Raw genomic sequence first — 25,250 nt, forward strand, 5'->3', positions numbered from 1 at the left:
GACGGCCTAACGCCTGACGACCCCGGAGAGACCGCGCGGGACCTGCCAGCCGATCGCCGCACCCGTGCGGGCATCCCATTGGTCAACCCGCCAGGAGCCAACGCGGATCTCCACCCAGACATCGGGGTCACAGATTCGTCGCTATGACGAAAAATCGCACTCGCTCACACAGCCGCCCTGACGCGACAGCCAGTCGCAGGTGGCCGCCGGGGCGCCCTGGACCGTGAGATCGAGGCTGACGGCGAGCACGTCAGACTCCATCTCGCCCAGCGGGGCGCTCCTGACGCCGACGAGAAACTCGAGCGACAACTTCTGCCCGACCACGCGGCGTGAACCTGGCTCTATGGTGCGACACGTCTGGGCCTCCTTGAAGGCGTGTGAGCTTCGAACACCCACAACCTTCTCGGCAGGCCCGGACACCTACCTCACGTTCTGAACGTCCCCGGGCACGTCAGCTAGCCACTTCCCTCGGATAAAGTCGCTGGAAGTAGCTAGTGTCCTGAGTGTTTAAATCGTCGGCGGTTAGGTTATGGGGTGGTTCATGCCCTCACCTACCGCCGTCGAGATCACGCTCTCAGAGCAGGAACGTTCCCAATTAGAGGCGTGGGAGCGCCCCAGGACGAGCGCCCAAGCGTTGGCGTTGCGCTCCCGGATCGTGCTGGCCGCGGCTGAGGGACTTAAGAACGCTGAGATCGCTGAGCGGCTCGGGATCGGTCGCGACATGGTCCGAAAATGGCGTGGGCGCTTTGCTGAGCACCGCCTTGACGGGCTCTGTGACGAACCTCGGCCGGGGCAGCCCCGCAAGATCACCGATGAGAAGGTCGAGGAGGTGATCACCAAGACTTTGGAGACCAAGCCAAAGGACGCGACGCACTGGTCGACCCGGGCGATGGCCGCAGAAGTCGGGCTCTCTCAGACTGCGATCTCCCAGATCTGGCGGGCCTTTGGGCTCCAGCCCCACCGTCAGGGGTCCTGGAAGCTGTCCAAGGACCCGTTGTTCATCGAGAAGGTCCGCGATGTGGTCGGCCTATACATGAACCCGCCCGAACGCGCAGTCGTGCTGTGTGTGGATGAGAAGTCCCAGATCCAGGCGTTGAACCGGACCGCGCCGATCCTGCCGCTGCTGCCCGGGGTGCCCGAGCGGGCCACCCATGACTACAAACGCCATGGCACCTCCAGCCTCTATGCCGCCTTGGACCTCGCCACCGGCAAGGTGATCGGCCGGCTCCACAGCCGCCACCGCGCAATCGAGTTCAAGAAGTTCCTCCAGACCATCGACGCTGAGGTCCCCGACGATCTCGACGTTCACCTCGTCTTGGACAACAGCTCCACGCACAAGACGCCGCAGATCAAACGCTGGCTGCTGGCCCACCCGCGCTTCAAGCTGCACTTCACCCCGACTTCCAGCTCATGGATGAACCTCGTCGAGCGCTGGTTCGCTGAGCTGACGAACAAGAAGCTACGCCGATCCGCACACACCTCCGTCCGCCAGCTCAACCACCACATCTGCGCCTGGATCGACACCTGGAACGAGAACCCCCGCCCCTACGTGTGGACCAAAACCGCCGACCAGATCCTCGAATCCATCACCACCTACTGCAGCCGAATTAACGACTCAGGACACTAGGCCCAGAACGGCGTGAGTCGCGGGGCACACATGACGCCCTCTTGGAGGGCGGCCTGCTGCCAGGGCGACGGCGCCGGCTCGGGCTCGGGGGGGTCGCTGACCGCATGGGCGGCCCGGAACTGGGCGATCGCCGCAACGACCGCGGCGGCCTCGGCGGCCGTCGGGGTGGGGGTCACCTGACCGATCTGCACTGACGCTGGCATCGCCTCGGCCCCTAGAGCGGAATGTTGCCGTGCTTGCGCCGCGGGCCGGGCTGGCGCTTGGTCTCCAGGGTCCGCAGCGCCGTCACGAGCTTGGGGCGCGTCTCGTGCGGGATGATCACGTCGTCGATGTAGCCGCGCTCGGCGGCGACGTACGGGTTGGCGAAGTGGGCCTTGTAGTCGGAGATGAGGGTGGCCCGACGCTCGTCCGGCGTCGGCGAGTTGGTGATGTCCTTGCGGTAGATGATGTTGACCGCACCGTCGGCCCCCATCACCGCCACCTCTGCGGTCGGCCAGGCGAAGTTGAAGTCCGCCCCGAGGTGTTTGGAGCCCATCACGTCATAGGCGCCCCCGTAGGCCTTGCGGGTGATCACGGTGATCTTGGGGACCGTCGCCTCGGTGAAGGCATACAGCAACTTGGCGCCGTGGCGGATGATCCCCTCCCACTCCTGGGCGGTTCCCGGGAGGAAGCCCGGCACGTCACAGAACATCAGCAGAGGAATGTTGAACGCGTCGAGGGTGCGGATGAACCGCGCGGCCTTCTCGGAGGAGTTGATGTCGAGCACCCCGGCGAGCGCGGCGGGCTGATTGCCGACGATCCCGACGGCGTACCCGTCGACGCGAGCGAACCCGCAGATGAGGTTCTTGGCGTAGTGCTCGTGGACCTCGAAGAACTCACCGTCGTCGACGATCAGCGACACGACGCTGCGCATGTCGTAGGGCTTGTTCGGGTTGTCCGGGACGACCGAATCGAGCGCGGGGTCCATCCGCTCGGGATCGTCGGTCGGCGCGGTCCGCGGCGGCGCCTCGAGGTTGTTCTGGGGCAGGAAGGAGAACAGGTAGCGGGCGTCCTCGAGGCAGGCGTCCTCATCCTCGGATGCGAAGTGGGCGACCCCGGACTTGGAGGCGTGTGACATCGCCCCGCCGAGCTCCTCGAAACCGACCTCCTCACCGGTGACCGTCTTGATCACCTCCGGGCCGGTGATGAACATGTGTGAGGTCTCCTTGACCATGAAGATGAAGTCGGTGATCGCCGGCGAGTAGACCGCCCCGCCCGCGCACGGTCCCATGATCAGGCTGATCTGGGGGATGACGCCCGAACAGCGGACGTTGCGGGCGAACACGTTGCCGTAGGCGCCGAGGGAGACGACACCCTCCTGGATGCGTGCCCCGCCCGAGTCGTTGATGCCGATCACGGGACAGCCGATCTTCTCGGCGAGGTCCATCACCTTGCACATCTTCTCGGCCATCACCTCACCGAGGCTGCCGCCGAAGACCGTGAAGTCCTGGGAGAAGACGCAGACCCGGCGCCCGTCGATCGTCCCGTGTCCGGTGACGACAGCGTCCCCGTAGGGCCGGTTCTTCTGCATGTCGAAATCGGTGGTGCGATGACGCATGAAGGTGTCGAGCTCCTGGAAGGAGCCGGGGTCGAGCAGCTTCTCGATCCGCTCACGCGCGGTGTACTTGCCCTTGGCGTGCTGCTTCTCCACCGCGGCCTCGGATCCGGCGTGGATCGCCTCATGTCGCAGCTCCTGCAGCTGGGCGAGCTTCTCTTCGTATGTCTCGGGGGCCTTGTCGCGCATCAAGGGCGAGGAGTGTAAAGGGCGACACACGATGACGACGCTCCGCCCCACCGGGACCCGCCGCGTGACACAGGACGGATCTCCTGCATGAACCGTGGGTTGTGGTACCGGCCGGGTAGGGGTGGGCTTAGCCGCCTGACGAACGGCTCCAGCCGGCAGCGCCCGGCCCACGCGAGCCAGGAGCCGAGCAGCGCGATGGCGTCGTCAACGCCGACGCGCCCGCTGTCGCGGAGTTGCTGGGCGAGGTGGTAGGCGCGCCAGAGTCGCTGGTTGAGCTTCTGGATGCGGGCGAACGTGAGCTGTTGGCGTTCAGTCAGGTTGCCCGGGTTCTCGTTGAGTCAGGTTGCCCGGGTTCTTCCAGAACGCGAACCGGGCGTCCTTGAGCACCTTGGCGACCTGGGTCGGACTCTCGCCTGGCCTGATCCAGACCTCGCGGGCGATCTCGTCCAGCGCGTCAGTGGAGAGCTTGATCAGGCGGAACCGGTCGCAGCAGACGCTCGCGTTCGGGCAGACGGCCGTCGGAGACGCCGGTCGGACCGAGCGGCGTATCGGGGCCGCGATTCTTGGACTGATGTAGGGTCGATTCCGGGGGTTCGGCGGGGAGCCGAACCGGAGACACGGAGGAGGGTGATGCGCCAACTGACCGCGCTGGACCAGCAGTTTCTCGCACTGGAAGACTCCCGGCACGTCGGGCACGTCGGCGGCTTGGCGATCCTGGATCCCTCCACCGCGCCCGGTGGCGAGCTGGCACTGAGCTCGCTGCAGTCGTTGATCGCCGAGCGGCTGCACACGGTTCCGCCCCTGCGCTGGCGTCTCGCCGAGGTGCCCTTTGATCTCGACTACGACTACTGGATCGACGACCCGGACTTCGACATCGATTTCCACGTGCGCGAACTGGGCCTTGCGCCGCCCGGAACGGAGGCACAGCTCTCTGAGCAGGTCGCCCGGATCTTCGCACGCCCGCTGGACCGCGCCCGCCCCCTGTGGGAGCTCTACCTGATCCACGGGCTGCCCGACGGCCGCGTGGCGGTGATGACCAAGATCCACCACGCGATGATCGACGGGATGTCCGGTGCCGAGATCATGGGCGTGCTCTACGACCTCGACCGCACGGGCCGGCAGATGGAGCCCTCACCGGCGCTGGTGCCGGCGCCCGCACGGGCGCCGGGCGAGCTGGAGATGCTCATGCACGGTATGGCGGGACTTCCACGCTATCCGCTGCGGATGTTCGGGTCCGTCCGCCGAGCGCTGCCCGACATCGCCGAGGTGCCGTCGCTGGCGGGAATCCCCGGGGTCAGGCTCGCCGGGCGAGTGGCGGGCACCACCCAGCGACTCCTCGGCCGCCGCAGCCGGGTGATCGGCGACACCGGGCTCGTTCCTCCGCGAACGTCCTTCAACGGTCGGGTCTCCGCGCACCGGCGGTTCGTGTTCGGTCAGCTGTCGCTCGCGGAGATCAAGCAGATCAAAGGAGCCTGGGGTTGCACGGTCAATGACGTCGTGGTGTCGATCTGTGCCGGCGCGGTCCGCCGCTGGCTCCTCACCCACGACGAGCTGCCGGACGAGCCGCTCGTCGCCCAGATCCCGGTCTCGGTCCGCACGCCGGAACAGCGCGGCACCTTCGGCAATCGGATCCTGCTGATGACGGCGCCCCTGTTCACCAATGAGGCGGACCCCGTCCGGCGGCTCGCCCTCACCCATGATGCGCTGGCGCTCATGAAGGAGCGCCACCAGGCGCTGCCCGCGAACCTGCTGCAGGACGCGAATCAGTTCATCCCGCCCGCCGTCTTCTCCCGCGCGGCGCGTCTGAGCCTCGCGATCAGCTCGTCCAAGCGAGGCCGTCCGTCCTGGAATCTGGTGATCTCCAACGTCCCCGGTCCGCAGGTTCCGATCTACCTCGCCGGCGCGCGGCTGGAGGCGAACTTCCCGCTGTCGGTGATCACTGACGGAATGGGCCTGAACATCACGGTGATGAGCTACTGCGGAAGGATGGACTTCGGCATCGTCGCCGACCGCGACCAGATGCCAGACGTCGCCGACCTGATCGTCCACCTCCAGCGTGAGGTGGACGTGCTGCGGGAAACTCCCGCCGTGGCGGTCGGCTGAGCGGACCCTGCGCCCTCACCCCTCGGAGGCGACCGCCGGCCCCGAGCCCGGCATCGCCGCTGAGGCAGTGGACCGTTGCAGTGCGAAGAGCCCGGCGAGCAGAAGCACGGGCAGAATCAGGACGAGCACCATGTCGTGGTACCCGACAAGCGGGATGATCGCCCCGAGGATCGGCGGCACCAGGACGGCGGTGAGGCTGGTGGTTCCCAGCAGAGCGGCGTTTGCGCGGGGCAGATCCTCGGGCGGGCTCGCTCCGGCGACAAGTCCGAGCACGAGGGGAAAGGTCAGCCCGTGCGGGAGCCCGAGGATCGCCATCGCGAAAACCAGTGCCACGAGCCCATGACCGGTGCCGAGCGCGGTCAGCCCAGCAACGGTGAGACCCGCCGAACCCCACAGCAACGGAACCTTGCGCGTGATCGGTGAGCGCCAGGACACGAGCACGCGCGCGGCGAGCGACGCGGCGAAGAACCCGCTGAAGGCGAGCTGGGTGTGGGCGGCGCTGACCCCGAACCCTTCCCGACCGACGAGCGCGCCAAAGGAGGTGAGTCCCGCGAACGGGATGGCATAGAGCAGCTGGATGATGAGCGCCCGGCGCCCCGGCGCGCTCCTCAGCAGCGCCCCCAGCGGCCCACCACGGCAGCGACGCCCCCGTAACGGGCCGACCCCGTCCGTCACCGGGGCGGCCCGCGTGATGGCGAGGGACGGGCCCGCGGTTGCGGAGGCAGCGGGCGTCGAGATCCGGAACAGAACACCGGCACCACACAGCGGCAGGGCGAGGAAGGCGAGGAACGGAGCCCGCAGGTCCTCACCGGACACCGCGAGAATCATCGTCTCCAGCAGGGGCCCGACAGCCAGGCTCACGCTGAGCGTGATCGTGTAGAGCCCGATGACCCGCTCGGCGTTCGCATGGTCGCCGTGCTCGACGGCGTTGAGCAATCCCGGCATCGCCAGGCCACCGCCGATCCCGAGCACGACCGTCCCGAGGACCATCTCCACGAGCGAAGTGGCCCCGGCGAAGATCGCGATCGCCACGGCGAGCAGCAGCATCCCGACTGCGGCGGACCGCTCGGCCAGGCGACCGGGCACGCGACCGGCGACGCCGATCATCGTTGTGGCGAGGGTCAGTCCCGCGAGCGCACCGAGGATCCCGATCGTCTGGGAGCTGAGATGCAGGTCACCGTGGGCGAGCAGCGACAACGTGGTGAGCGCCATGTTCTGACTCGACCGGAACATGGCGGTCACGACGAACAGGATCACGAGTCGTCGCCGGGGGGTCACCCGGACACCGTAGTAGGCTCCCGCGGCCGTCAGACGTGACTGCTCCGCCCCGTCCCCGGCATGGGCACGGACGCGCCGCCGGACATCCGGAACCTGAAGCCGAAGACCGCACCCTGCCGGTCCCCGTTGGCGACCTGGAGGTCGCCTCCGTGGGCGTGAGCGCTTCCGCGAGCGATCGCGAGCCCGATCCCGACACTCGAGACGGCGGTTCGGCCCCCGATGCGGTCGAGCGGGCGGCGAGACGATCGAAGATGCGCTCGAACTCGCCCTCCGGCACCCCGGAGCCTGATCTGAGCCGATCACCGTCGCGGATGCGCCCCCCCGCGACCTCGACCTCGCTGTGGGGCGGACACACACAGCGCGTTGTCGAGGAGGTTGATGAGGAGCTGTTCGGACACACCGGAATGCGGGACTGAATCCGACCGGGAGGTCTCGGGACACCATGAAGACGGTCTATCGCCAGTGCACGCTGTGTGAGGCCCACTGCGGCATCCGTGTGGAGGTGGAGGGCACCACCCGGGTCCTACGGATCACCGGCGATCCTGACGACGTGATGTCCGGGGGCTACATCTGCCCCAAGGCGGCCGCGCTGGTGGACCTCCACGAGGACCCGGACCGGCTGCGCCACCCCGTCAAGCACGTCGGGGATGAGTGGGTGGCGATCCCCTGGCCAGAGGCCCTCGACTTCGCCGCCGCAGGCCTGCGTGCGATCCAGGACCGCCACGGCGCAAACACGGTCGCCACCTACCTCGGCAACCCCGGCGCGCACTCGGCCGCCCTCCTCCCCGCCGTCGCGCTACGCGCACTGCTGGGCTCGGAGAACAACTATTCCGCGGTCTCAGTCGACCAACTGCCCCAGCACCGCAGCTCCCACGAGATGTTCGGCAGCCTTGCCCTGTTGCCGATCCCCGACGTCGATCGCACCGACCACATGCTGCTGTTGGGGGCCAACCCGGCGGTCTCCAACGGGTCGGTGATGACCGCCCCCGGCGCCCGGCACCGCCTGCAGCGATCCGGGAGCGCGGCGGACGAGTCGTCGTCGACCCGCGCCGGACCGAGACGGTCGCCCACGCCAGCGAGCACATCTCGATCCGGCCCGGCGGAGACGTCTTTCTCCTGCTCGGCATGCTCCACACGCTCTTTCGGGAGGACCTGGGCGGACTCGCCGGCCGCGTCGACGGCGTGCCCGAACTGGCTGGCCTTGCCGCGAACTGGCCGCCCGCGCGGACGGCTGCCCGCGCAGGCGTGGCAGCCGACACGATCAGCCGGCTGGCCCACGAGTTCGCCGCCGCCGCCTCCGCGGTCGCCTACGGCCGGGTCGGGGTGTGTCACCAGCGCACCGGCACCCTCACCCACTGGCTGATCAACGCCCTCAACATCCTCACGGCGAACGTCGACTCCCCCGGCGGGGCGATGTTCCCGACCCCGGCGATCGACGGCTTCGGTGTGCTGGGCACGATCCCGCTCACTCGGCGCTGGGGCCACCGCCACCAGCGGGTGAGCGGTCTGCCCGGATACGCGGACGAACTGCCGATGGCCGGCCTGGCAGATGAGATCCTCACCCCAGGAGAGGGTCAGGTGCGCGGACTCGTCACCTACGCGGGCCACCCGGTCCTCTCCACGCCGCAGGGGGCGCGGTTGGACGAGGCCCTGGCGGGCCTCGAGCACTACATCGCCGTCGACTTCTACGTCACCGAGACGACGCACCATGCCCACGTCATCCTGCCCCCGGTCTCCCACCTCGAACGTGCCGACGTCGACTTCGTCTTCCCGTCGGTCTCGGTGCACAACCACATCCGCGCCAACCGGCGGCGCTCCCGACGCCGCCCGGCGGGAAGACCGACTGGGAGATCCTCTGGGGCTCGTGGCGCGGATCGGCCGCGGCGCGCTCGGCCGAGTGCAGCACCCGGCGCTGAAGCTCGTCACCGCGGCGGTGACCCCGGAGCGGCTCGCCGACCTCGGCCTCCGCGCCGGCCCCTACGGCCTGCTTGCCCGCGGTCCCCGCCGCGGACTCACCCTCGCGACGGTGAAACGGGCACGCCACGGGATCGACCTCGGGCCGCTGACGCCTCGCCTGCCCGACCTGCTCGCCACCCCGGAGACGCACGTCCGCCTCGCCCCGGAGGCGATGCTCGCTGAGGCGGCCCGGTTGGAGACGATCGCCGCCGAGCCGACAGACACTCGAGCCCGGGGCTTCGACCTGACCCTGATCGGTCGCCGGCAGCTGCGCTCGAACAACTCATGGATGCACGACGCCGCCCGGCTGATGAAGGGTGAGGACCGCGGCACCGCGCTGCTCCATCCCGAAGACGCCGTCGCCCGGAGCCTCGCCGACGGCGATCGGGTGCGCATCAGCTCCCGGATCGGCTCGATCGAGCTGCCCGTGTCGGTGAGCGACGAGATCCGCCACGGGGTCGTCTGGTTGCCCCATGGTTTCGGCCACTCCCGTGCCGGCGTGAGCTGGCGCCGGGCCGCCGAACATGCCGGGGCGAGCCTCAACGACATCACCGACGCAACGGTCCTCGACGGCCTGACCGGCAACGCCGCCTTCAACGCGGTGCCGGTGCGGGTGGAGGCGATCGCGACGACTCCGGCACGCAACGCGGACACCAACCGTCAGGCCGTCTCACCGAGCGGCCGGGCGGCCGCACGGCCCGCGCTCGTGGTGGACCGCCGGCGCCGACGCCGGCGGACGGTCACGGCGGCCCGGGCCGGGCTCAGGCGCGGGAGTAGGGGCGGTGGTGGGCCCGGCCGAGACTGTCGAGGGCGGCCTCGAGGCAGGCGGCGAGGTCGATCGCGGGTTCGGCCACCGCCGGGCACGTCCGGGTGGACGCCGCCGGGCGACGGGCACCCGCCGCCGGGACGGATCCCGAAGGGCGACCGGTCAACCCCGCAAGCACCTGAGCGGCCTGGCGAACGGTGCGCGCGAGCAGGCCCCCGGCCGAGGGCCGGACGGCCGCCGGCGGCGGCTCGGGCGCTCCGGCCCGCCGGACGGCCGCCGGCGGCGTCTCAGGGGCTCCGGTCCGCCGGCCGGGGGCCGACATCGCGCGGATCCGGACCCGCGTCCCCCACCCCGACGGTTCGAGGGTCACCGTGCCGCTGACGCAGTCGCCCTCCCAGGCCACGGTGTGCTCCTCCTCCAGCGCGGTGATGCGCAGCCCCCCGATCGCGTCGAGGTGGCGGCCCAACGTCTCCGCGTCGCGACATTGGGCCCACAGCTCGGGCGGAGATTTGACGAGCCGCCTGACCGCTTCGAGTTCGTCCATCACCTGAGGGGTTCGCCGCGGCCCCGCCCCTTCCTGCCCGCCCGTCTCCCCCGTCGGCACGCGGTCGGCGGCGGCGGGGGCGTGGCGTTGGCGGGCCCGGGGGCGCAGGACCGGGCCGCCGGTCCCGGTGGACCGGCGGCCCGCCAGAGCGGGTCAGTGGCCCTCGAGCGGCGGCGGGTAGACGTCGGCGACGTAGTGGTCGACCCGCGCCTCCGGCAGCCGGGTGGCGACCGCCCAGTAGAAGATCATCAGCGCGAAGACGGCGTTGATGACAAGGGAGGCGTACAGGCCGATGTCCCCGGTCCCGCCCTGGGAGAGGATTGAGGTGAGGCCGCCGAAGGCCCCGCCGGGACCGAACGGCCCGAGATAGGAGAGGAGGAGCATCCCGATCAGGTAGGCGATGATCCACGGGGCCGCGACCCAGTCCATCGCCGGGGCCTTCGAGTTGAGCCGGAAGGCGTAGTTGAGGGCGATCAGCAGATAGCCGACGAGCATCGCCGCGGCGACCGTCGTCATCGTCTCCCAGCCTGAGAACATGATCACCCAGGTCGCCCCGACGAACGCGGCGGGGGCGAAGAACCAGGCGCCGGGGAGCCGGTAGGGCCGGTGCAGATCGGGCTTCTGCTTACGCAGCGCCGCCAGCGACACCGGTGCACCCGCGTACATCAGCACCGACATCGAGGTGACGACGTTGACAAGTACCGCCCAGCTCGGGAACGGCAGCAGGAACAGGGCGCCGACGATCGCCGCGACGACGATCCCGACCACCGGCGTCCGGGTCGAGCCGGTCACGCGCTCGAACGCCTCGGGGATGAAGCCGTTGCGCGACAGCCCGAAGGAGATCCGGGCGCTCGCGGTCTCGTAGATCAATCCGGTACCGCCCGGGGAGATGATCGCGTCGATGGAGAGGATCGTCGCGAACCAGGAGAGCCCGAGGATCGAGGCGACGGTGTAGAACGGGCTGCCGACGATCGCGGCGACGTGGGGGGCCTTGGAGGTCGAGACGAGGCCCGACCAGCCGCCGGCCGCCTTGAGGATGTGGGTCGGCACGCCGCCGAGGAAGGCGAGCTGGACGAGGATGTAGACGGCCCCGCCGATGAGGATCGAGAGGATGATCGCCTTGGGCAGGTCCTTGGGGTCACGGGCCTCGCCGCCGAGCTGGGTCGCCTGCTCGAAGCCGAGGAGGGAGAAGATGATCCCGGCCGGGAGGGTCTCGAAGATGTTCTTGACCGCACCGCCGTTGGAGTTGAAAAACCCGCCGACGCCGTGACCGAAGTTGCCGCTGTGGAAGTAGCCGATGATGAAGATGAAGATCGTCACGACGGGGATGGCGACCTTCCATGTCGTGATGCCGGCGTTGAACCGGGCGAGCAGCCGGATACCGACGAGGTTGAGCCCGATGAAGAACACGAGCAGGGCCAGGGCGACGACGATCCCGACGCCCGAGAGGGTGCCCGGGCCCGTGGTCGCCGGCTTGTACCAGCCGTGGGCGAAGTGCGCCCAACTCGCCCCCGACGTGTACTGGATCGTCGCGAGCACCTCGATCGGCGCCACGCTCGCCGCCTGCAGATAGGAGGCCCAGCCGAAGGTCGCACCGGCGAAGGAACCGAACGCGTAATGGGGGAACCGGCTCGTCCCGCCCGAGACGGGGAAGAGGCCGCCCAGCTCAGCGTGCACGAGGGCGAGGACGAGGATGATCACCGAACCGAGGACCCAGCCGAGGATCGCCGACGGACCAGCGAGCGCGGCAGCCCCGAGAGCTCCGAACAGCCAGCCTGAACCGATGATCGACGTCTCCGAGGCCCAGAGCAGGCCGAGGAACCCGATGCCCCGGTCGAGGCCCTCGGAATCGAGGTTGACGACCGGCGATGCCGGTGCCGTGGTGGACATGTACGACTTCCTCCTCTGAGTTGGGACTGCGTTAAGGGCGAGACCCTCCCATGCCGCGCCCGGCTTGTGCGAGTTTTTCTGCGAGACGGACCGGTCGCCCCCCCCCTGGGGCGGCGGTCCTCGGCTGCCGGCAACCTTCCCGCGCCGCACCCCCGAGCACAAGGTCCACGGGGCCAAACCGTGCCGGCCGGTTGTCCACGCCGCTGTGGTCCGGTATTCGCCGCAGTCCCCCGGGACCCTTCCGCGCTGGGCCGACCGGCGGGGGGCGGCGGCGTGGCCCGTGTCGGGCAAATGTGAAACCTTCTGCCCGTCACCGCGGTAGATTTGGCCAGATGCCAACCTGTCTTGTCACCGGTGGCGCAGGATTCCTGGGGTCTCACCTCTGTGAGGAGCTGCTTGCCCGCGGAAATCGCGTCATCTGCATCGACAACCTCGAGACGGGATCGCTGGTGAACATCGCCCACCTGCGGACACCCGACTTCGTCCACCTCAACCTCGACATCACGAACCCGTACTACGTCGAGGAGCCGGTCGACTGCGTCTACCACTTCGCCTCCCCCGCCTCCCCGATTGATTACCTCCGCCTCCCGCTGCACACTCTCAAGGTCGGCTCCTACGGCACCCACCACACGCTTGGGCTCGCCAAGCGGCACCGCGCACGGTTTCTCACCGCCTCCACCTCGGAGGTGTACGGCGACCCCAAGGAACATCCCCAGCGGGAGTCCTACTGGGGCCACGTCAACCCGATCGGCCCCCGTGGGGTCTATGACGAGGCCAAGCGCTACGCCGAGGCGCTGACGATGGCCTACCACCGCCAGCAGGGGGTCGACACCGCGATCGTGCGGATCTTCAACACCTACGGGCCACGCATGCGCCCCCACGACGGGCGGGCGATCCCGACCTTCCTCCGCCAGGCGCTCGAGGACAAGCCGATCACCGTGTTCGGCGACGGGTCACAGACCCGCTCGTTCTGTTACGTCGACGACCTCATCCGCGGGATCATCGCGCTGTCGGACTCCGGGCACCACGACCCGGTCAACATCGGCAACCCGAACGAGTTCACCCTCCTCGAGCTCGCCCAGACGGTCCTCGAGATCACCGGGTCCGCGTCCGAGATCGTCTTCGAGCCGCTCCCGACCGACGACCCGCAGGTACGTCAGCCGGACATCAGCCTCGCCAAGGAGCTGCTCGGCTGGGAGCCGACCGTAGCCCTGCGTGAAGGGTTGACGCGGACGATCGAGCGGGCCGGCGCTGAGGCGCTCATGGGTAGCCGGTGAGCGTTGGAACACCGACCGCGCCCGATCGCGCCGGTACTTCCTGCGCAACCTTCTCGCCCCTGTCCCGTTGCAACTGCGCGACCCTCAGCTAGCGGTCGCGTCATCTCGATGAGCAGAGGGAGAGCAGGGTCAGCGAGTCCTGCAGGTTCCACGTGAGCAGCGTTCAGCACACCGAGGCACCGCCGCCCTCCCCTCCGGCCGACGGCTTCTACCGCCTGCCGGCGCCGCGGGCCCTGCGCCCGGGTGGCCGGGGTGGACCGGACACGCCGGCGAGTGTGAGCCGGCCGCGGTCACCGTCCCCGATCCTGCGCTGGGACATCACGCGCCGAGTCGTTCGCGTCCTCTCCCTGCTCGCCCTCGACTTCGCCGGGATCACCGGCGCGATGACGCTCGCCCTCTGGCTCAAGCTCATCCTCAGCGGCGGCGGAACCCTGGAGAGTGCGATCAACCAGGCGAACCACTGGTCGCGGTTCGCCTACCTCGTCACCGTCCTGCTGTTCGCCCGCGCCGACCTCTACTCCGAGCGGGCGCGGCGGCCGGGGACGGCGAAGATCGCCGCCGCCCTGTTTCAGGCGACCGTCGTCTCGCTCATCTTCGCGCTCGCCAACGGCGAACACTTCTCCAGCTACTACATCTTCTACGGCTCGCTCGTGTTCGCGACGATCGCGATCGGCCTGCTGCGCTACGTCCACACGGCCGTCACCGGCTGGCTGCTCACGCGTGCCGGATACGAGCGGCGGGCCCTCCTCGTCGGCTCGGGGCGCCAGATCGCCGACGTCGCTCACGCTCTGTCGAGCCGGACCCGCTCGAACGTCGAGGTCGTCGGGTTCGTTTCGGTCACCCCCCACCCCGACAATGGACTGCGTTCCCTCGGCGCGCTCGGGGACCTGTCTGAGATTCTCGTCGACAGCCGCATTCAGGAGGTGATCCTCACCGACCCGGATTTTCCCCAGGACCGCGCGCTCGAGTTGATCGACACCTGCCACCAGCTCGGGGTAAACGTCCAGGTCGCTCCGTCGACGATGGAGATCCTCATCGACCGGGGCGAGTTCGTCCCCGGGGCCACCGTCCCGCTCTTCCGGGTCAAGCCACCGGTCTTCGACGGCGTCGACTACGCGCTCAAGCGGGGCTTCGATGCGGTCGTCGCCTCCTGTGCCCTGCTCATCGCCACGCCGGTGATGCTGATGATCGCCCTTGCCGTGAAGCTCACCTCCCGTGGACCGGTCATCTACCGCTCGGTCCGGCCCGGGCTGGCCGGCCGGCCCTTCTACTGCCTCAAGTTCCGGACGATGCTCAACAACGCCGACCAGATCCAGGACGATCTCGAGCCGCTGAACGAGAAGTCGGGGGCGCTGTTCAAGATCAAGGACGACCCGCGGCTCACGCCGATCGGCGCGTGGCTGCGGCGCTTCAGCCTCGATGAGCTTCCCCAGCTGCTCAACGTGATCCGTGGAGAGATGTCCCTCGTCGGTCCGCGTCCGCTCCCGATGCGCGATTACGAACTGCTCGAGAACTGGCACAAGAAGCGCTACCTCGTGCTGCCGGGCATCACCGGGCTGTGGCAGGTGTCGGGCCGCTCAGACCTCGACTTCGACGACCTCGTGCGCCTCGACTTCCTCTACCTCGAGCAGTGGTCGCTGTTCCTGGACCTGTCGATCCTGCTCAAGACGATCCCGGCGGTGTTCTCGCGCCGGGGCGCCTACTGACCGGTCGGGGCGCCGCCTGACCCGCGCGGCATCTCCGCGTCGGCGGGTACCCGCGCAGCTGTCGATCCCGCCACCCCTTAGACTGCGCCGGCGATGCCGCCGACCGACCGTTTCATCCCCAGCTTCGCCGCCGAGCCGCCTCAGGAGGCCACCCCGTCCGGCCGCTGGGCCGAGACGCTCACCAGCGAGTTCCTCGCCGCAGTGTCCGGAATCGACGCCGACGGGGAGGATCTCGGCAGCCCCGGTGAGATCCGCTGGTTTCCGGACCGCACCTACGCCGGGCGTACGTACGTGCCCGCGTCAGCCCGGACGAGCACGGGCTTTGAGCTGTTCGGCTTTGTCTCCTACACCGGCGGAGACGGCGCGGAACCGTCGGACTTCCGCGCCCAAGCCGACTTCACCGCCGAGACGGCGGAGGAGAACCCGGCCTGGAAGCTCGACCTCTCAGATGAGGTGATCGCCGTCTGGCGTGGCGAGGGGGGTGCCCGGGCCGAGATCACGCTCGTCTGGGGTGTTCCGCTCATTCGCGGTGGGGCGCTCGTGACCGCGGAGCTTGCCAACCTCGCCGTCGACCAGTGCGAGGTGCAGGCCGAGCGCTTCACCCTGATCGCCCCCGACAACTACATGGGGGACTTCCTCGAGGTGAAGCTGTGGGGCCGGCGCGGGAACGAGCTCGCGGTCGAGTCCCTCTACGTCGAGGACGACGAGGACGACGGCCCGCCGGAGGCACCCGAGGGCTGAGGGGCGCGGCGGCGGCGCTGCACCGGCACGCCGCCCTCGAGGACGAGGATCTCCTCCGCCACGCGCTCACTCACCTCCAGCGGGCTGTCGGCCAGCAGGAGCGTGAACCCGAGCCGTTCCCAGAGACGGCGCAGGGTCGCGGCGAAGGTGACCGCCTCCCCCGGATCCAGGCCTGCGGTCGGATCGTGGGCGAGCAGGACGTGCGGGCCGTTGGCGAGGATGAGGGCGAGCTGGGCGCGTTGGCGGTCAAGCGCCCCGAGTCGGTGCGGCCGCGCCGCCACGCGACGCTGAGGCTCGGGCATCCCGGTGAGCTCGAGCAGATCGATCGCTCGGTCCCAGGCGGCCCTCCGGGTCCCTCCGAGCGCGGCGGCGATCTGCGTCCCGACCCGCTCACCGGGGTGCAACGGGCGGGCAGAGTCACCGAGCAGCCAGACGATTCCGGGCCCGGGCGGGCAGGCACGCGCGAGGATGGGCGCGGCGCCGGCGCCGATCAGCGCGAGGGCACTGCCGGGCGTGACGAGCTCGACACCGCCGTCTTCCCACCGCAGCGGCAGGGGCTCCAAGGCAGCTCGGTCCGCCGCCATTACGGCGCCTCCACCTGGCTGTCACCGTGGGCCAGGCCGTCGCCGCCACGAGCCGGCCCGTGATCGTTTTCGGGCCGGCCGCCGTCGGCTTGGACCCGGCCGTCGTCGCGCCCCGGACCGAGCGGGTCCCGCGCCGGACCGAGCGGGTCTCGCCCCACGACGATCGCCGTCAGGGCGACCTCGAGCAGGAGGAGCGCACCGGCGGCGAGCAGGGCGATGTCGCTGATCCCGGCGGCCCGGCCGGCGTGTGCGTCCGCGGCGGCGGCGTGTCCGAGCCCCGGGATCGAGAAGGTGACTTCGATCACGACGATCGCCCCGATTCCCGCGCCGAGCCGGGACCGGAGGCGGGCGAGCAGCCCAGTCCGCAGGCTGCGCCGCCGCTGGCGGATCAGCGCGCCGGTGCCGACTCCGGCCGCCCGGGCGACAGTCTGCTGAGCGGAGGCGGCGACCTCCGCGCTCGCCCGGGCCAGCCCGGGCGCGGCCACCGCGCCCAGCCCGAGCCCGAGCAGCACCCAGGCGAGGATGAGCGGCTGGGCCCAGGCGCCGAGGCCGGCGGCGAGAGTGGCGTAGCTGCCCGGCGCCGGGGCGATCGGGATCGGACCGACGCTGTCGGAGAGCAGAGCGAGCGCGAGGTAGGCGGCCCAGCCAAGCGGGGCGGCGAGCACAAGCCCTCCGAGCCGAGCCGCCGGCGGCAGCGGGAGCCGCCTCCGCCACCCACCCTCCCCCGCCAGGATGCGGATCGCGCACTCGACCGTCAGGGCGGCGACGAGCAGCGCCCCGACGGTGAGGGACGCTGTCGCCGCCAGCTCCCGGCCGGCTCCGGCGAGGGGGCCGTCGCCGCCCGGTTCGCTGCCGCCAAGCTGCGGCAGCAGGACGAACGCGAGCAGCAGGGTGACCCCAGCCCGCGTGGCCAGATCGAGCCCGCGGAGGGCCCACCGGTCGCCGATCAGGCCCACGGGGGTGCCGCTGGGACGGTCGGCGCCGGCCCAGCGGGCGCGGGCCGCCAGGGCAAGCGCGGAGGCCAGCAGCATCGCCAGGCCCGGGAAGACGAGCGCCCACCAGGCGGGAACCCCGGCGAGGATCCCGCGTCCGGCGGTGGCGACCATCGCCCCGAGCTCGGGCGTGCGCCCGCCGGCGCGGACGCCGAGGAAGGTGAGGGTGAAGACGAGGGAGAGGGCACCCGGGAGCCGACGCAGGAACGCCCTCCCCGCGGCAGCGGTACTCGCCGGGGCGAGCCCGACCCCGACCTGGGTGATGGCCACCACAAGGATCATCCCGCCCGCGCCCCGGCCGAGCCGGACACTGAGGGCGAGCCCGAGCAGCAACGCCGGAAAGGTCCCGAGCGCGCGGCAGAGCAGCGTCCAGGCGCGCGCGAGACCCCGGATCCTGACGGCGAGCGCGGTGATGGCCGCTCCGGTGATGACGGCGAGGGCGGTTCCGGAACCCGCGAGCAGCACGAGCGAGCGGAGACCGTCGAGAATTCGGCTGAGAACGTCCCGGCCGGCGGCGTCGACCCCGAGCGGATGGGGTCCGCTCGGCCCGGTCGGGTCGCCGAACAGGATGAGCGCCGCCCCGTCGTGAGCCTGCGGGCCGGGCAGCCCGAGCACCGAGATGACCACCGGGGCGGCGAGTGCGAGGATCACGACGACGGCCCCCGCGAGCGGGAGAGTCACCCCGCGCGCTCGCGAGGCCCAGCCCCGACGGCTCCCAGGGCCGCTCCCCGGTTGCCGCCGGCGGGGCCAGTGCCGCCGCGGCGGGGCGGGCGATTCAGGCTCGGAGGCGAGTGAGCTCACTGCCCGGGTTGTACCGGTCGCCGCCGCTTGGGGTCTTCCCCATTCCCAACCGTCGCCGGGCGCGCGCTCCCGCCGAGTGCCCGCCGCTCGGCCGAGCCGGAGACCGCGAGCCCAGATACCCTCACGGTGACCGCCACCGCCACCGCCACCGCCACCGCCACCGCCACCGGCCGCAGCCGCCGCCGCGTCCGTAGCGTCCGGGCCGACCCGGCGGGCACCCGCCCTCGTAGCTCAATGGATAGAGCACGCGCCTCCTAAGCGCGGGATGCAGGTTCGATTCCTGCCGGGGGCACTCGAAGCACGCCCGCGCCAGGAGTCCGAGATTCACGGCGGGGTCACCCCGTTCGGACAACGTCGACGCACACCCTCAGCGCCCGTCGGTGCTGACGGGCTAATGATGCCCTGTGCAATGATTGCTACATGCACGTAAGCACGGAGGGTTCGCCGGCGGCCTCCGCCGACCCCGCCGCCCCGGTCCCTACCGCGGCGACCCACCCGACGGCCGCCCCCGCCCCCGGTGAGATCGTCGACGCGGTGCTCAGCGCGAGCCGGGTCCTCGTCGCCGTCGCCGCCCGCTCCCTCGCCGCCGTCGCTGAGGAGGTGACACTCACCCAGTACCGCTCGCTCGTCATCCTCGCCTCACGCGGCCCCCAGAGCGTCGCCACCCTCGCTGAGGCGGTCGGCGTCACCGCTCCGACCGCGTCACGGCTGTCGGACCGGCTCGTGCAGAAGGGGCTGATCGACCGCCGCGCGGCGCCTCATGACCGGCGGGCGGTCCGGCTCGGCCTGACACCCGCGGGGCGAGACCTCGTCGATGCGGTGACCGAGCGCCGGCGCGGAGAAATCGCCGCACTGCTCGAGGCGGTCCCGCCGCAGGGCCGCGAGCCGCTCGTCCACGCCCTGCGACAACTCACTGAGGCGGCGGGTGAAGTGCCCGAGCAGGAGTGGAGCAGCGGATGGGATCTGTGAGCGGCCCCGCGCCGACTCCGGCCGCGCCGGTCTCCCACCACGACCCGGGACCGCCGCCCCGCCCGACGCGGTTACGCTCCCTGCGCGCGCTCGCCACGGCCGCCTCAGCCTGGGTGGCGAAGGCGACCTATGTGCAGAAGTGGCTCGTCCTCGGGGTCGCGGTCGGAGTGATCGCCGGGTCGGGGGCGGTTCTCTTCTACGCCGCGCTGCAACTCGGGACCCACGTGTTCCTTGGCGTCCTCGCCGGCTACCGGGTCCCGACGCCGTTCGGAGAGGGGAACGTCGTCGGGAACTCTCCCGCCGCCCGGGAGTGGGCGCTGCCGCTGATCACCGGCCTCGGCGCGCTGCTCGGAGCGATCCTCGTCTTCCGCTTCGCCCCCGACGCCGAGGGGCACGGCACCGACGCCGCGATCTCCGCCGTCCACCACAACCCGCGCGGGGTGCGCCTGCGCACCGTGGTGGTGAAGATCGTCGCCTCCGCGCTGACGATCGGCTCCGGGGGCTCCGGCGGTCGTGAGGGGCCGACCGGGCAGATCTCGGCCGGCTTCGGATCGCTGCTCGCCCGGGTCCTCGACCTCAGCCCGACGGACGCCCGGATCGTCGTGGCGACGGGGATCGGGTCCGGGATCGGCTCGATCTTCGGCGCGCCACTCGGCGGAGCGATCCTCGCCGCCGAGATCCTCTACCGCGACGACTTCGAACCCTCCGCCCTGCTGCCGTCGTTCATCGCCTCCGGGGTCGGGTACGGCATCTTCGGCGCCGCCGAGGGATTCACGCCGCTGTTCGGATTCGCGAGCTTCCACTTCACCCACCCGGTGACGTTGATCTTCTTCGCCGTGGTCGGGATCGCCGGCGGTCTCATCGGCCTCCTCTACGCGAAGGGGTTCTATGGGTTGACCGGTCTGTTCGGACGCTCTCCGCTGCCGCGCTGGGCCAACCCGGCCCTCGCGGGCGTGCTCGTCGGAGGCATCGGGATCGCCATCCCCCAGGTCCTCGGCACCGGGTACGGCTGGATCCAGCACGGGCTCGGACGGGAACTGCTCGGCCTCCCTCTGTGGATCGTCCTCGTCGTCCCGTTCGCGCGGATCGTCGCCACCGGCCTGTCGATCGGCTCAGGGGGTGCCGGGGGGATCTTCGGGCCGGGGATGGTCATCGGCGCGTTCGTCGGCGCCGCGGTCTGGCGCCTGCTCGAGCCGATCTTCCCGGGGATGGGGGCTGACCCGGCGCCGTACGTGATCGCCGGGATGATGTGCTGCTTCGGCAGCGTGGCCCGCGCGCCGGTCGCCGTGACCATCATGGTCGCGGAGATGACCGGCAGCCTCTCCGCCCTCGAGCCGGGCATGGTCGCCGTCGGGGTCGCCTGGCTGATCGTCACCCGAACCGACCAGACGATGTACCGAGCCCAGTTGCGCAGCCGCGCCGACCGCCCGGGCCGCCAGGCGCTTGACGCCACCGCCCTCCCGAAGACGGTCACCGTCGCCGACGCGATGGCCCGGCCGCGACTGCTCGTCCCCGACGCGCTGACCGGCGCGGAGGCGCTCGCCCGCCTCCGCGAGGCCGGACTGCGGGCCGCGCCGGTCGTCGACGCGGACGGCCGCTTCGAGGGCACGACGAGCACCGCCGCCCTCGCCGAGCGGTCGGCGGGGGACGGATCGCTGCGGGAGGCGATCGACGCGGGCGCCCCGACCGTCTCGGGGTCGGCGACCCTCGTGGAGGCGATGGACGCGCTCAGCGCGAACGCGCGCCGGTTCCTGCCGGTCCTCGACGAGGACCGGCGGGTGATCGGCACGCTCAGCGTCGGCGATGTCCTCGGGACCTACCGCAGCGAACTGCGGGCCCAACTCGGAGGCGGACCCGACGGCGAGCCACCCGCGCCGACGCCGGAGAGCCGCTCAGGGAGCGCCAACGAAACGCGGTGCGGCGGCGAACCGGCCGGCGAGCGTGAAGGGGACGAGCAGCACGATGAGCAGTGCGATCGGCACCGGCCAGGCGCCGGTGATGCCGTGGAGAGCTCCGAGCAGGAACGGCCCGGTCCCTGCGAGCATGTACCCGACGCTCTGGGCCATCGTCGAGAGACCGGCCGCTCGACGTGCGTCGGGGGCGCGGGCGACGATGTAGCCGAGGGCGAGACTGAGTGACACCCCCTGCCCGAGCCCGAGCAGGGTCATCACCAGATACGCAGCCGGCCCGGTTGGCCCGGTGAGGAGACCGACGTACCCGGCGCCGAGCAGTCCGGTGGCCACCAGCACAAGGCGCCCCGGCCGGCGCATCCGCCGCTCGACCAGCGGGGTCGCCAGCGCGGTGAGCATGCCCGGGAGGGTCGAGAAGGACAGCAACCAGCCGGCGGTGGTGGCACTCACCCCGTGGCTCTCGAGGATCGTCGGGATCCAGCTGAGGGTCGCGTAGTAGCCGAGGGACTGCAGACCCATGAAGGCGGTGACCGCCCAGGCGGTCAGGTCGCGCCAGAGTCCGCCGATCCCAAGCCCTCCGGCCGCTGGGGCCGGGGCGCCGTCGGGCTCCCCCCGTCCGTCGGCGGCATGGGGGAGCCACAGCGCCAACCCGACGAGCGCGACGAGCACCCACAGCGCCACCGCCACCCGCCAGCCGACGTCCAGGAGATGCTGGAGGGGGACCGTCAACCCGGCGGCCACACCACCGCCGATGAACAGCGCCACCGAGTAGAACGCGGTCATCAGCACCCGGGCGTCAGGAAAGTCGGCCTTGATCACGCTCGGGACGACGACGTTGCCGACCGCGATCGCCGCGCCGATGATCGCCGTGCCGGCGAACAGCGCCGCCGTCGGGGTGAGCAGGCGCACCAGACACCCGGCGGCGAGGCCACCGAGGACGAGCGAGAGGGTCGGGCCGCGTCCAAGCCGGCGGATCAGGCGCGGGCTTGCGAGCGCGCAAACGCCGAAGCAGAACACCGGGATCGCGGTGAGCAGGCCGCTGGCGGCCGCGCCGAGACCGGTGCTGCGACGGATCTCGCCCAGCACCGGAGGCACGGCCGCGATTGCGAGGCGCAGGTTGATCGCCACGAGCACGAGCGCCGCCGCGGACGCCCGCTGAGACCGCCGCACCGAGCCGGTCTCACTCAGCGGTCGGGACGGCCCGGATAGATCTCGTCGATCGTCGCCAGCGCCCGGTAGGGCGCGTCGCCGATCGCCGCCCGGATCGCCTCCGCCCCACCGGCGAGCCGGTCACAGACCGCGAGCACCCCGCAGACGTGGCGTCCCTCGGCGCGCAGCGCATCGATCGCCTTGAGCGTCGAACCGCCGGTGGTGACCGTGTCCTCGACGAGCATGCAGCGGTCGCCGTCGTCGAGCAGGGGGCCCTCGATCCGGCGGGAGAGGCCGTGGGCCTTGACCTCCTTGCGGACGAAGAACGCCTTCACGTCGGCCCCACCCGCGAGGGCGGCACAGGCGATCGGGTCGGCCCCCATCGTCATGCCACCGACCGCGGTCGCCCGCCACGCCCGCGCCTGGGCGGCGACGAGGCGGGCGAGTGGCACAAAGCCCTCCGGAAGCAGAATCGCCCGCTTGACGTCGACGTAGTAGTGGGCGAGCGCGCCGCTGGTGAGCGTCACCTCACCGAGGATGAGGGCATGGTCGCGCACGGCCGCCAGCAGTGCCTGACGGGCGGGTTCGTCGTCGTTGTCAGGGCTGACCGGCGAGCGGGAGGTGGGCGTCACGGGGCTCATGCTAGAGGCGTCGGAAGCCGACACTCCTCTCTAGATGGCTCGCCTGCTCCGTCTCCTCTCGCTCCTCTGCTGCGCCTTCGTGGTCGCCTCCTTCCTCCTGTTCGCGGTCTCTCAGACCTCGCATGCCTCCGCGGGCCAAGCCGAGGCGATCGCCAACGGCACGATCTCCGGCCCGAACCGGAAGTCGGTGCCCATCAGCCGCGAAGCCCAGCCACGGCGGTTCATCGATCAGGTCACCGCGCAGCTCGAATCGCCGTTCCGCTCGATCGTCAGCACCGACTCGCGGTGGATGCGCCACCTCATCGAGACCGGGCTGTCACTGCTCCTCTACGGCTTCCTGCTCGGTTTCATCGCCCGCTGGGCCAGCGCCCGGGCGTTCTGACGCCGACCCGGTCGCGAGTGGGACCTGGACACGCCCGAGGGTGGCGGCTGACCGGGCAGTCAGCCGCCACACCACCCACCCGTGGTGACGATCAGGTGTAGTAGGTGTCGACCCAGTCGCCGAGGGCGAGCCAGTCAAAGACGGTGATCGCATCCGGGATCGGCAGGCGCATGCAGCCGTGGCTCGCCGGATAGTTCGGCGCGGGATCATAGCCGTGGATCGCGTACCCGCTGATGAAGAAGTCCGAGTAGTACATCCCGTCGGGCAGGTAGCCGGGGGTGCGCAGCCAGATCCGCCAGGAGCCGAGGACGGTCGGCGTCGACGGCTTGCCGGAGCTGATCGGGAACAGGTTGACGACCCTCCCGCCGTCGACGAGCGCGAGGACCTGGTCGGACAGGTCACCCTCGGCGTGGCGGCCCTGACGGGGGAACCGCACGTGGAAGGCGCCACGGCCGGCGAGCAGGTCGCTGACGAGGGCGGGGGTCACCGCGGTGTCGCCCTCCCCCTGGCCGAGCATCCGGTGGTAGGTGTTGAGCGCGAGCAGGGTGCCGTTGTCGAACACCCCGGTGCGGGGCAGGAAGATGTGGAGGGCGGCGAGCCGGGCCTGCAGGAGGTCGATGAACCGGCCTCGCATGCCGGGCCGGACGGCCTCGGACAGGACGTTGTAGTGGCGCTGGGCCCCGAAGGCCGCCTGGGTCGCGGTGGCGGCGTGGCTGACGGTGACGGTGACCGTGCCCGGGAGGGGGCTCGAGAAGGCCGCCCGGAAGCGCCCGTCGACCCGCCGGGGTGAAGGGACGAGCGCGAGCACCCGCCGGCCGATCGCCCGTCGACCGACGAACGCGGTGACGGTGACCTGTTGACCGGGGACATACGGCGTGACGACCCCGGTGACGGTGACCGGCCGGCTGGGGACGCTGACGTTCGCGTGGTCGATCGTGGTGACTCCGGCGAGGAACAGCCGCGCCCGTCCACTGGCCCGGCGCACCGGGCTCGGCGGGGTCGGGCTGGTCGTCGTCGGGCTCGTCGGGGCGGTCGTCGTCGGGCTGGTCGTCGTCGGGCTCGTCGGATTCGCGACCGCCGGCGTCGGTCCGGTGCCGGAGGAGTGACCGCCGGCGAACGCGGCCGCCGGCGCGGTGAGGGCTGCCGCGGCGACGCAGGCGAGCCCGAGCGCTCGAGTTCTCATCCGCCGGAGGCTAGCTCACGGCGGGGGCGCCAGGGCGCCGGTCCCGACAGCCGACCGGTGATCAGCCCGATCGCGGCGAGGGCACTGACGGCGACGGCGACGATCGGTCCCGCCCCCCAGTGCATCTCGTTGACGCCGAGGGCGACCGCGTTGTTGATCGCGTGGATCGCCATGCACGGGTACAGCGAGCCGGTGAACCAGCGAACGAGACAGAGCACGAAGCCGAGCAGGCCGAGCGGGATCAGGTACTCGGGCTTGGCCGAACCGGAGTGGGCGAGCCCGAACAGGATCGCGACGATGATCGCCGCGATCAGGGTCCCGAACTCCTGGCCGAAGATGCGCGCCCGGATTCCACGGAGCACCCCGAACAGGAACCCGCGAAAGAAGAACTCCTCACAGATCGGCGCGACGACGCAGACGAAGATCGCGGTGAACAGCGCCGCCACCGTCGAGTGGGTCACGCCGAGTTCGCTCGGCAGCTTGTCGGTCCCCTTGACCGTCACAAGCAGGCTGTAGAGGAAACTGATGCCGTAGTAGGCGGCGCCCGCGAGGACGACCGCCGTCACCCCGACCCGCCACGGGATCCGGCGATATCCGAACGTCGCCGCGCCCATCACCGGCCGCCCCGTCAGCCCACGGCGGAGCACGACGAGGTAGAGCGCGGCGGCGACGAAGCAGAGGTCGAAGAGGTAGTCGGAGACGAGACTCACCGCCGGGCTCGGGCTCGTCAGCGAGGAACCGAAGGCGTGCCCGACGACCTCGACGATGACGGTGACGAGGAAGCCGGCGGCGAGCCCGATCACGACGGCGGCGGGGGCCAGCAGCAGGGAGACCGGGTGCGGGCGCGGCTCGTCCATGGGCGCGAGCTTAGGGGAGAGCGGGCAGGAGCCCGCACCCACAGCACGAACTCATCGGAAAGCCGGTGTGCTCCGGACGCCGACGCACCCCGGGCCGACCGTCTCAGGCAG

At 70.9% G+C, this 25,250-nt stretch carries 22 protein-coding genes, 1 tRNA gene and 4 pseudogenes; 13 read left to right on the forward strand and 14 right to left on the reverse strand.

Annotated elements, in window-relative coordinates; translation table 11 throughout:
- Positions 1–141 precede the first annotated feature (141 nt).
- On the reverse strand, positions 142–324 hold the full coding sequence (locus tag M3M55_RS01340) for a hypothetical protein (RefSeq protein WP_249011027.1): 183 nt from the start codon (positions 322–324) through the stop codon (positions 142–144).
- A gap of 217 nt (positions 325–541) precedes the next feature.
- On the opposite strand from M3M55_RS01340, the gene M3M55_RS01345 reads away from it, so the two are divergent.
- Positions 542–1,627, forward strand: a complete 1,086-nt coding sequence (locus M3M55_RS01345) for an IS630 family transposase (RefSeq protein WP_249011028.1) — start codon at positions 542–544, stop codon at positions 1,625–1,627.
- On the opposite strand, the gene M3M55_RS01350 is transcribed toward M3M55_RS01345, so the two are convergent.
- Genes M3M55_RS01350 through M3M55_RS17480 form a run of 4 tightly spaced genes read right to left on the reverse strand, consistent with a single transcriptional unit; the run spans position 1,624 to position 4,106 of the window.
- Complete coding sequence (locus tag M3M55_RS01350; protein ID WP_249011029.1) at positions 1,624–1,830, reverse strand: hypothetical protein; 207 nt, start codon at positions 1,828–1,830, stop codon at positions 1,624–1,626. The two genes, M3M55_RS01345 and M3M55_RS01350, sit on opposite strands and share 4 nt — an antisense overlap.
- A gap of 11 nt (positions 1,831–1,841) precedes the next feature.
- Positions 1,842–3,410 (reverse strand): acyl-CoA carboxylase subunit beta, encoded by a 1,569-nt coding sequence (locus M3M55_RS01355; protein ID WP_249011030.1) that lies wholly within the window; start codon positions 3,408–3,410, stop codon positions 1,842–1,844.
- The gene (locus M3M55_RS17475; protein ID WP_371878789.1) at positions 3,410–3,727 is read right to left on the reverse strand and encodes a transposase; all 318 of its coding nucleotides are present in this window, start codon (positions 3,725–3,727) and stop codon (positions 3,410–3,412) included. The genes M3M55_RS01355 and M3M55_RS17475 overlap by 1 nt, the downstream gene beginning before the upstream one ends.
- Positions 3,720–4,106 carry a transposase gene (locus tag M3M55_RS17480; protein ID WP_371878718.1) on the reverse strand — a complete coding sequence of 129 codons (387 nt, stop codon included), beginning with the start codon at positions 4,104–4,106 and terminating at the stop codon, positions 3,720–3,722. The genes M3M55_RS17475 and M3M55_RS17480 overlap by 8 nt, the downstream gene beginning before the upstream one ends.
- Here M3M55_RS17480 and M3M55_RS01360 point away from each other — a divergent pair.
- Positions 4,041–5,513 (forward strand): wax ester/triacylglycerol synthase family O-acyltransferase, encoded by a 1,473-nt coding sequence (locus M3M55_RS01360; RefSeq protein WP_249011031.1) that lies wholly within the window; start codon positions 4,041–4,043, stop codon positions 5,511–5,513. The genes M3M55_RS17480 and M3M55_RS01360 overlap by 66 nt on opposite strands.
- Positions 5,514–5,528: 15 nt before the next feature.
- Here M3M55_RS01360 and M3M55_RS01365 read toward each other — a convergent pair whose 3' ends face one another.
- The gene (locus M3M55_RS01365; protein WP_249011032.1) at positions 5,529–6,791 is read right to left on the reverse strand and encodes an MFS transporter; all 1,263 of its coding nucleotides are present in this window, start codon (positions 6,789–6,791) and stop codon (positions 5,529–5,531) included.
- A 442-nt stretch (positions 6,792–7,233) separates the two neighbouring features.
- Here M3M55_RS01365 and M3M55_RS17380 point away from each other — a divergent pair.
- The 3 genes and pseudogenes from M3M55_RS17380 to M3M55_RS17485 all read left to right on the forward strand — a co-directional run.
- Positions 7,234–7,743: pseudogene (locus tag M3M55_RS17380) on the forward strand (molybdopterin-dependent oxidoreductase); the annotation flags it as partial.
- Between the two features lie 137 nt (positions 7,744–7,880).
- Positions 7,881–8,930, forward strand: coding sequence for a molybdopterin-dependent oxidoreductase (locus M3M55_RS17385; RefSeq protein ID WP_256469063.1), 1,050 nt, complete (start codon positions 7,881–7,883; stop codon positions 8,928–8,930).
- A 106-nt stretch (positions 8,931–9,036) separates the two neighbouring features.
- Positions 9,037–9,294 (forward strand): annotated as a pseudogene (locus tag M3M55_RS17485) (molybdopterin dinucleotide binding domain-containing protein); the annotation flags it as partial.
- A 214-nt stretch (positions 9,295–9,508) separates the two neighbouring features.
- On the opposite strand, the gene M3M55_RS01380 reads toward M3M55_RS17485, so the two are convergent.
- Positions 9,509–10,057, reverse strand: a complete 549-nt coding sequence (locus tag M3M55_RS01380; RefSeq protein ID WP_249011034.1) for a hypothetical protein — start codon at positions 10,055–10,057, stop codon at positions 9,509–9,511.
- Between the two features lie 153 nt (positions 10,058–10,210).
- Positions 10,211–11,947: an APC family permease gene (locus M3M55_RS01385; protein ID WP_249011035.1), complete on the reverse strand. Its 1,737-nt coding sequence runs from the start codon at positions 11,945–11,947 to the stop codon at positions 10,211–10,213.
- A 332-nt stretch (positions 11,948–12,279) separates the two neighbouring features.
- Between M3M55_RS01385 and M3M55_RS01390 the strand changes: the two genes are divergently transcribed.
- The 3 genes from M3M55_RS01390 to M3M55_RS01400 all read left to right on the forward strand — a co-directional run bounded on the left by M3M55_RS01390 (position 12,280) and on the right by M3M55_RS01400 (position 15,671).
- Positions 12,280–13,224 (forward strand): UDP-glucuronic acid decarboxylase family protein, encoded by a 945-nt coding sequence (locus tag M3M55_RS01390; protein WP_249011036.1) that lies wholly within the window; start codon positions 12,280–12,282, stop codon positions 13,222–13,224.
- A 152-nt stretch (positions 13,225–13,376) separates the two neighbouring features.
- Complete coding sequence (locus M3M55_RS01395; protein ID WP_249011037.1) at positions 13,377–14,930, forward strand: sugar transferase; 1,554 nt, start codon at positions 13,377–13,379, stop codon at positions 14,928–14,930.
- 93 nt (positions 14,931–15,023) lie between these two features.
- The gene (locus M3M55_RS01400) at positions 15,024–15,671 is read left to right on the forward strand and encodes a hypothetical protein (RefSeq protein WP_249011038.1); all 648 of its coding nucleotides are present in this window, start codon (positions 15,024–15,026) and stop codon (positions 15,669–15,671) included.
- On the opposite strand, the gene M3M55_RS01405 is transcribed toward M3M55_RS01400, so the two are convergent.
- Both M3M55_RS01405 and M3M55_RS01410 read right to left on the reverse strand, forming a co-directional pair.
- Positions 15,620–16,255 (reverse strand): hypothetical protein, encoded by a 636-nt coding sequence (locus tag M3M55_RS01405; protein WP_249011039.1) that lies wholly within the window; start codon positions 16,253–16,255, stop codon positions 15,620–15,622. The two genes, M3M55_RS01400 and M3M55_RS01405, sit on opposite strands and share 52 nt — an antisense overlap.
- Positions 16,255–17,928 carry a hypothetical protein gene (locus M3M55_RS01410; protein WP_249011040.1) on the reverse strand — a complete coding sequence of 558 codons (1,674 nt, stop codon included), beginning with the start codon at positions 17,926–17,928 and terminating at the stop codon, positions 16,255–16,257. The genes M3M55_RS01405 and M3M55_RS01410 overlap by 1 nt, the downstream gene beginning before the upstream one ends.
- 340 nt (positions 17,929–18,268) lie before the next feature.
- Between M3M55_RS01410 and M3M55_RS01415 the strand changes: the two genes are divergently transcribed.
- From M3M55_RS01415 to M3M55_RS17490, 4 genes and pseudogenes are all read left to right on the forward strand, one after another.
- Positions 18,269–18,340, forward strand: a tRNA-Arg gene (locus M3M55_RS01415).
- 128 nt (positions 18,341–18,468) lie between these two features.
- Positions 18,469–19,017: a MarR family winged helix-turn-helix transcriptional regulator gene (locus tag M3M55_RS01420; RefSeq protein ID WP_249011041.1), complete on the forward strand. Its 549-nt coding sequence runs from the start codon at positions 18,469–18,471 to the stop codon at positions 19,015–19,017.
- A pseudogene (locus tag M3M55_RS01425) lies at positions 19,005–20,441 on the forward strand (chloride channel protein); the annotation flags it as partial. The gene M3M55_RS01420 and the pseudogene M3M55_RS01425, both read left to right, overlap by 13 nt.
- Before the next feature lie 63 nt (positions 20,442–20,504).
- A pseudogene (locus tag M3M55_RS17490) lies at positions 20,505–20,819 on the forward strand (CBS domain-containing protein); the annotation flags it as partial.
- A 90-nt stretch (positions 20,820–20,909) separates the two neighbouring features.
- Here M3M55_RS17490 and M3M55_RS01430 read toward each other — a convergent pair.
- The gene (locus M3M55_RS01430) at positions 20,910–22,097 is read right to left on the reverse strand and encodes an MFS transporter (protein WP_249011042.1); all 1,188 of its coding nucleotides are present in this window, start codon (positions 22,095–22,097) and stop codon (positions 20,910–20,912) included.
- A gap of 14 nt (positions 22,098–22,111) precedes the next feature.
- On the reverse strand, positions 22,112–22,708 hold the full coding sequence (locus M3M55_RS01435; protein WP_249011043.1) for an orotate phosphoribosyltransferase: 597 nt from the start codon (positions 22,706–22,708) through the stop codon (positions 22,112–22,114).
- Positions 22,709–22,751: 43 nt separating this feature from the next.
- Between M3M55_RS01435 and M3M55_RS01440 the strand changes: the two genes are divergently transcribed.
- The gene (locus M3M55_RS01440; RefSeq protein ID WP_249011044.1) at positions 22,752–23,099 is read left to right on the forward strand and encodes a hypothetical protein; all 348 of its coding nucleotides are present in this window, start codon (positions 22,752–22,754) and stop codon (positions 23,097–23,099) included.
- Between the two features lie 91 nt (positions 23,100–23,190).
- On the opposite strand, the gene M3M55_RS01445 is transcribed toward M3M55_RS01440, so the two are convergent.
- Together M3M55_RS01445 and M3M55_RS01450 are read right to left on the reverse strand one after the other, a co-directional pair.
- Entirely contained in the window at positions 23,191–24,282 is a 1,092-nt protein-coding gene (locus M3M55_RS01445) for a L,D-transpeptidase (RefSeq protein ID WP_249011045.1), read from the reverse strand.
- Positions 24,279–25,139, reverse strand: a complete 861-nt coding sequence (locus M3M55_RS01450; RefSeq protein WP_249011046.1) for a type II CAAX endopeptidase family protein — start codon at positions 25,137–25,139, stop codon at positions 24,279–24,281. The genes M3M55_RS01445 and M3M55_RS01450 overlap by 4 nt, the downstream gene beginning before the upstream one ends.
- Between the last annotated feature and the right edge of the window lie 111 nt (positions 25,140–25,250).

This window comes from Conexibacter sp. DBS9H8 (assembly GCF_023330685.1).
In the GTDB taxonomy this organism is placed as follows: domain Bacteria; phylum Actinomycetota; class Thermoleophilia; order Solirubrobacterales; family Solirubrobacteraceae; genus Palsa-465.

Coding starts and splice junctions, on each gene's coding strand:
- M3M55_RS01345 (WP_249011028.1), top strand. CDS start 542: ATGCCCTCACCTACCGCCGTCGAGATCACGCTCTCAGAGCAGGAACGT.
- M3M55_RS01350 (WP_249011029.1), bottom strand. CDS start 1,830: ATGCCAGCGTCAGTGCAGATCGGTCAGGTGACCCCCACCCCGACGGCC.
- M3M55_RS01355 (WP_249011030.1), bottom strand. CDS start 3,410: ATGCGCGACAAGGCCCCCGAGACATACGAAGAGAAGCTCGCCCAGCTG.
- M3M55_RS01360 (WP_249011031.1), top strand. CDS start 4,041: ATGCGCCAACTGACCGCGCTGGACCAGCAGTTTCTCGCACTGGAAGAC.
- M3M55_RS01380 (WP_249011034.1), bottom strand. CDS start 10,057: ATGGACGAACTCGAAGCGGTCAGGCGGCTCGTCAAATCTCCGCCCGAG.
- M3M55_RS01385 (WP_249011035.1), bottom strand. CDS start 11,947: ATGTCCACCACGGCACCGGCATCGCCGGTCGTCAACCTCGATTCCGAG.
- M3M55_RS01390 (WP_249011036.1), top strand. CDS start 12,280: ATGCCAACCTGTCTTGTCACCGGTGGCGCAGGATTCCTGGGGTCTCAC.
- M3M55_RS01400 (WP_249011038.1), top strand. CDS start 15,024: ATGCCGCCGACCGACCGTTTCATCCCCAGCTTCGCCGCCGAGCCGCCT.
- M3M55_RS01405 (WP_249011039.1), bottom strand. CDS start 16,255: ATGGCGGCGGACCGAGCTGCCTTGGAGCCCCTGCCGCTGCGGTGGGAA.
- M3M55_RS01420 (WP_249011041.1), top strand. CDS start 18,469: ATGCACGTAAGCACGGAGGGTTCGCCGGCGGCCTCCGCCGACCCCGCC.
- M3M55_RS01440 (WP_249011044.1), top strand. CDS start 22,752: ATGGCTCGCCTGCTCCGTCTCCTCTCGCTCCTCTGCTGCGCCTTCGTG.
- M3M55_RS01445 (WP_249011045.1), bottom strand. CDS start 24,282: ATGAGAACTCGAGCGCTCGGGCTCGCCTGCGTCGCCGCGGCAGCCCTC.
- M3M55_RS01450 (WP_249011046.1), bottom strand. CDS start 25,139: ATGGACGAGCCGCGCCCGCACCCGGTCTCCCTGCTGCTGGCCCCCGCC.